The organism is Lysobacter xanthus, assembly GCF_047159895.1.
In genome coordinates, this window is the sequence record NZ_BAAGAB020000114.1 from 1 (window position 1) to 4008 (window position 4008).

Below are 4008 nucleotides of genomic sequence, written 5' to 3' on the forward strand. Positions count from 1 at the left end.
CGGTCTACCTGCGCGACATCTGGCCGTCCAACAAGGAGATCGGGGACACGATCGCCGCGACGATCGGCCCGGAGCTGCAGCTGTTGTGGGACGCGGGCGCGCGCGTGCGCGCGTTCGACCCGGAGGCCGGCGACGAGGCGCAGCACATCTTCGGCGACCGCGACGACCTCGTGCTCTGCGACAGCGCGAACGCCGCGCTCGTGGACGCCGATGCGCTGTTCGTCGTGACCGAGTGGAAGCCGTTCCGCAGCCCCGACTTCACGCGTCTGCGAGCGTCGCTGCGCGATGCGGTGCTGTTCGACGGCCGCAACATCTACCACCCGGACGAAGTGGAAGCTGCCGGCCTGGCGTACTACGGCATCGGTCGCGGCCGTTCGGTGTTCGCATGACGGACGCCGGCCTCGAGGACCGGCTCGTCGAGCTGGAGACGCGCCTCGCGTTCCAGGAGCATGCGCACGTCGAACTGAGCGACGCAGTCGCCGAGCTGCGCGCGGAGAACGGCCGGCTGCTGCTGCAGCTGCATCGCGCGCTCGACGAGTTGCGTCAGATCCGCAGTGGCCTCGCCACCGACCTTACCGGCGACGCGGCGCTCGAGCCGCCGCCGCCGCATTACTGAGCCCGGCCCATGAGCGACACCCTTCGCGACCAGCTACTCGGCCTCGGCTTCAAGCCCGCGCCTGCCGCTCCACGCCCCGAAAAACGCGATGCGCGTCCGGACCGCCGCGACGGCCGCAAGCCCGGCGGCGCGCCGCGGGCCGATGCCGCGCCGCGTGGCGGCAAGGACCGGCCGCGTCCGCCGAAGCCCGGGGCGCCGCGCGATCGCCGCAGCCGGGAGGAAATCGACCTCGCCAAGGCGTACGCGATCCGCGCGCAGAAGGAGAAGGACGAGCGCATCGCCGCCGAGGCCGCGCGCCAGGAAGAAGCGCGCCAGCGCCGCGAAGCGCGCGCGCGGCTCGGCGAGTTCCTCAAGGACAAGACGCTCAACGAGAAGGACGCCGACATCGCGCGGCACTTCCCATACGGCGGCAAGATCAAGCGGGTCTACGTCACCGCGGATCAGCTGCGTGCGCTGAACGCCGGCGAGCTCGGCGTGGTGCAGCTCGACGGTCGCTACGCGCTCGTGACGCTCGCGACGCTGGACGAGGCCGAACGCATCTTCCCGCAGGCGGTCGCGCTGCGGGTCGATCCGAATGCCGCGCCGGGGGACGACCCGTACAGCGACCCGCGTTACCAGGTGCCCGACGACCTGGTGTGGTGACGGGTCATTCCGGGTCGTAGTCGAGGTTCGAGGCGAGCCAGCGCTCGACCTCGGCGACCTCGACGCCGCGGCGCTTCGCGTAGTCGGCCACCTGCTCGCGCGAGACGCGGCCGACGACGAAATACTGGCTGCCCGGATGGCTCAGGTAGTAGCCGGAGACGGACGATGCCGGGTACATCGCGAAGCTCTCCGTGAGTTCGACGCCGGCGTGCGCGGTGGCGTCGAGCAGGCGGAACAGCGTCGACTTCTCGCTGTGGTCCGGGCAGGCGGGGTAGCCGGGCGCCGGCCGGATGCCGCGATAGCGCTCGGCGATCAGCGCATCGCCGTCCAGCGCTTCGTCCGGCGCGTAGCCCCAGAACTCGCGGCGCACGCGCTGGTGCAGGCGCTCGGCGAGTGCCTCGGCGAGCCGGTCGGCAAGCGACTTCAGCAGGATCGCGTTGTAGTCGTCGTGCTGCGCCTCGAACCGCGCGACGTGCGGCTCGATCCCGAGCCCTGCGGTCACGGCGAACGCGCCCATCCAGTCCGGCGGCCCACCGGCCGGCGCGACGAAATCCGCGAGGCAGAAATCCGGGCGCTCGACCGGCTTGTCCACCTGCTGGCGGAGGAAGTGCAGCCGCACCGTGCGGTCGAGCACGTCGGCGGGTGGCGCCGCGCGGCGCACGCCCGCGAACGCAGGGCCGCAGCCGGCCTCCAGGCGCACGTCGACGTCGTCGCCGACCGATTGCGCCGGCCACAGGCCGAACACGGCCTTTGCCCGTAGCCAGCGCTCGGCGACGATGCGGTCGAGCATCGCCAGCGCGTCGCGATGCAGCTCGCGGGCCTGCGCGCCCACCACCGCGTCGTCGAGGATCTCGGGATAGCGTCCCGCGAGTTCCCAGGTGTTGAAGAACGGCGACCAGTCGACGAACGGCAGCAGGTCCTCGAGCGGCCAATCGTCGACGACGTGCAGCCCCGACGACACCGGGCGCGGAGGCGCGTAGTCCGTCCAACCGCCGTCGAAGCGCTGTGCACGCGCCGCATCGAGCGCGACCAGCCGCTTGCCGTCGCCCCGCTTGCGATGGCGCTCGCGGATCTCCGCGTAATCGGCCTGGTTGGCGGCGACGAACGGCGCCCGCAGCTCGACCGAGATCAGCGACTGCGCGACGCCGACCGCGCGCGAGGCGTCCTTCACCCAGACCGTCGGCTGCCGGTAATGCGGATCGATCTTCAGCGCGGTGTGCGCGCGCGAGGTGGTCGCGCCACCGATCAGCAGCGGCATGTCGAGGCCCTGGCGCTGCATCTCGCGCGCGACGTGGCTCATCTCCTCGAGCGACGGCGTGATCAGCCCCGACAGGCCGACGAGGTCGGCGTTCTCCGCCTTTGCACGATCCAGGATGACCTGCGCCGGCACCATGACGCCGAGGTCGATGACCTCGAAGTTGTTGCAGGCGAGCACGACGCCGACGATGTTCTTGCCGATGTCGTGCACGTCACCCTTGACCGTCGCGAGCACGATCTTGCCGTTCGAGCGCCCGGTGTCCCCGGTACGCAGCTTCTCCGCCTCGATGTAGGGCAGCAGGTAGGCGACGGCCTTCTTCATCACGCGCGCCGACTTCACCACCTGCGGCAGGAACATCTTGCCGGCGCCGAACAGGTCGCCGACCAGGTTCATGCCCTCCATCAGCGGGCCTTCGATCACGTCGAGCGGACGCAGCGCCTGTGCGCGTGCTTCCTCGGTGTCGGCCTCGACCCAGGCGTCGAGCCCGTGTACCAGCGCATGCGCCAGACGTTCGCGGACCGGCTTCTCGCGCCAGCGCAGATCCTCGACCCGCTTCTCGCCTTTCTTTCCCTTGTAGCGGTCAGCGATCTCGAGCAGGCGCTCGGTGCCGTCGCGGCGCCGGTTGAGCACGACGTCCTCGACGCGTTCGCGCAGGTCCGCGTTCAGGTCGTCGTAGAGGGGCAGGGCACCCGCGTTGACGATGCCCATGTCCATGCCCGCGCGGATCGCGTGGTACAGGAACACAACGTGGATCGCCTGGCGCACGGGTTCGTTGCCGCGGAAGGAGAACGAGACGTTCGAGACGCCGCCGGAGACGTGGCAGTCGGGAAAACGGCGCTTCAGCTCGCGGGTTGCTTCGATGAAGGCGACCGCGTAGCCGTCGTGCTCCTCGATGCCGGTCGCGATCGCGAACACGTTGGGGTCGAAGATGATGTCCTCGGGCGGGAAGCCGACCTCGTCGGTCAGCAGGCGGTAGGCGCGGCTGCTGATCTCGACCTTGCGCTCCAGCGTGTCCGCCTGGCCCTGTTCGTCGAACGCCATCACCACGACCGCGGCGCCGTAGCGCCTCACCAGTCGCGCCTGCCGCAGGAACTCGGCCTCGCCTTCCTTCAGCGAGATCGAATTGACGATGCCCTTGCCCTGCAGGCACTTCAGGCCGGCCTCGATCACGGTCCACTTCGAGCTGTCCACCATCACCGGAACGCGCGCGATGTCGGGCTCGGCTGACATCAGGTTGAGGAACTCGACCATCGCCTTCTCGGAGTCGAGCATGCCCTCGTCCATGTTGACGTCGATCACCTGCGCGCCGTTCTCGACCTGCTGGCGCGCGACCACGATCGCCTCGTCGAACCGGCCTTCGAGGATCAGCTTCTTGAACTGCGCCGACCCGGTGACGTTCGTGCGCTCGCCCACGTTGACGAAGTTCGTCTGCGGCGTGATCACGAGCGGCTCGAGGCCGGCGAGGCGGGTGTGGCGGGGGGGGGGGGGGGTC

The 4008-nt window shown here is 70.1% G+C and carries 4 protein-coding genes; 3 read left to right on the top strand and 1 reads right to left on the bottom strand.

Translation table 11 applies throughout. The features are described from left to right. The 3 genes from ACY35P_RS15030 to ACY35P_RS15040 form a co-directional block, all read left to right on the top strand. Positions 1–389: UDP binding domain-containing protein (locus ACY35P_RS15030; RefSeq protein WP_462116645.1), on the top strand; the 389-nt coding region annotated here is incomplete at its 5' end. Continuing rightward, positions 386–616 (top strand): SlyX family protein, encoded by a 231-nt coding sequence (locus tag ACY35P_RS15035; RefSeq protein WP_462116646.1) that lies wholly within the window; start codon positions 386–388, stop codon positions 614–616. The genes ACY35P_RS15030 and ACY35P_RS15035, both read left to right, overlap by 4 nt. A gap of 9 nt (positions 617–625) precedes the next feature. Then, positions 626–1258 carry a DUF2058 domain-containing protein gene (locus ACY35P_RS15040; RefSeq protein WP_462116647.1) on the top strand — a complete coding sequence of 211 codons (633 nt, stop codon included), beginning with the start codon at positions 626–628 and terminating at the stop codon, positions 1256–1258. A gap of 4 nt (positions 1259–1262) precedes the next feature. On the opposite strand, the gene metH is transcribed toward ACY35P_RS15040, so the two are convergent. Further along, a partial coding sequence (gene metH, locus ACY35P_RS15045; protein ID WP_462116648.1) for a methionine synthase occupies positions 1263–4008 on the bottom strand: 2746 nt, incomplete at its 5' end.

Bases quoted from the DNA above. Each gene is read 5' to 3' on its own strand.
- ACY35P_RS15040 (WP_462116647.1), top strand. From the start codon at position 626: ATGAGCGACACCCTTCGCGACCAGCTACTCGGCCTCGGCTTCAAGCCC.
- ACY35P_RS15035 (WP_462116646.1), top strand. From the start codon at position 386: ATGACGGACGCCGGCCTCGAGGACCGGCTCGTCGAGCTGGAGACGCGC.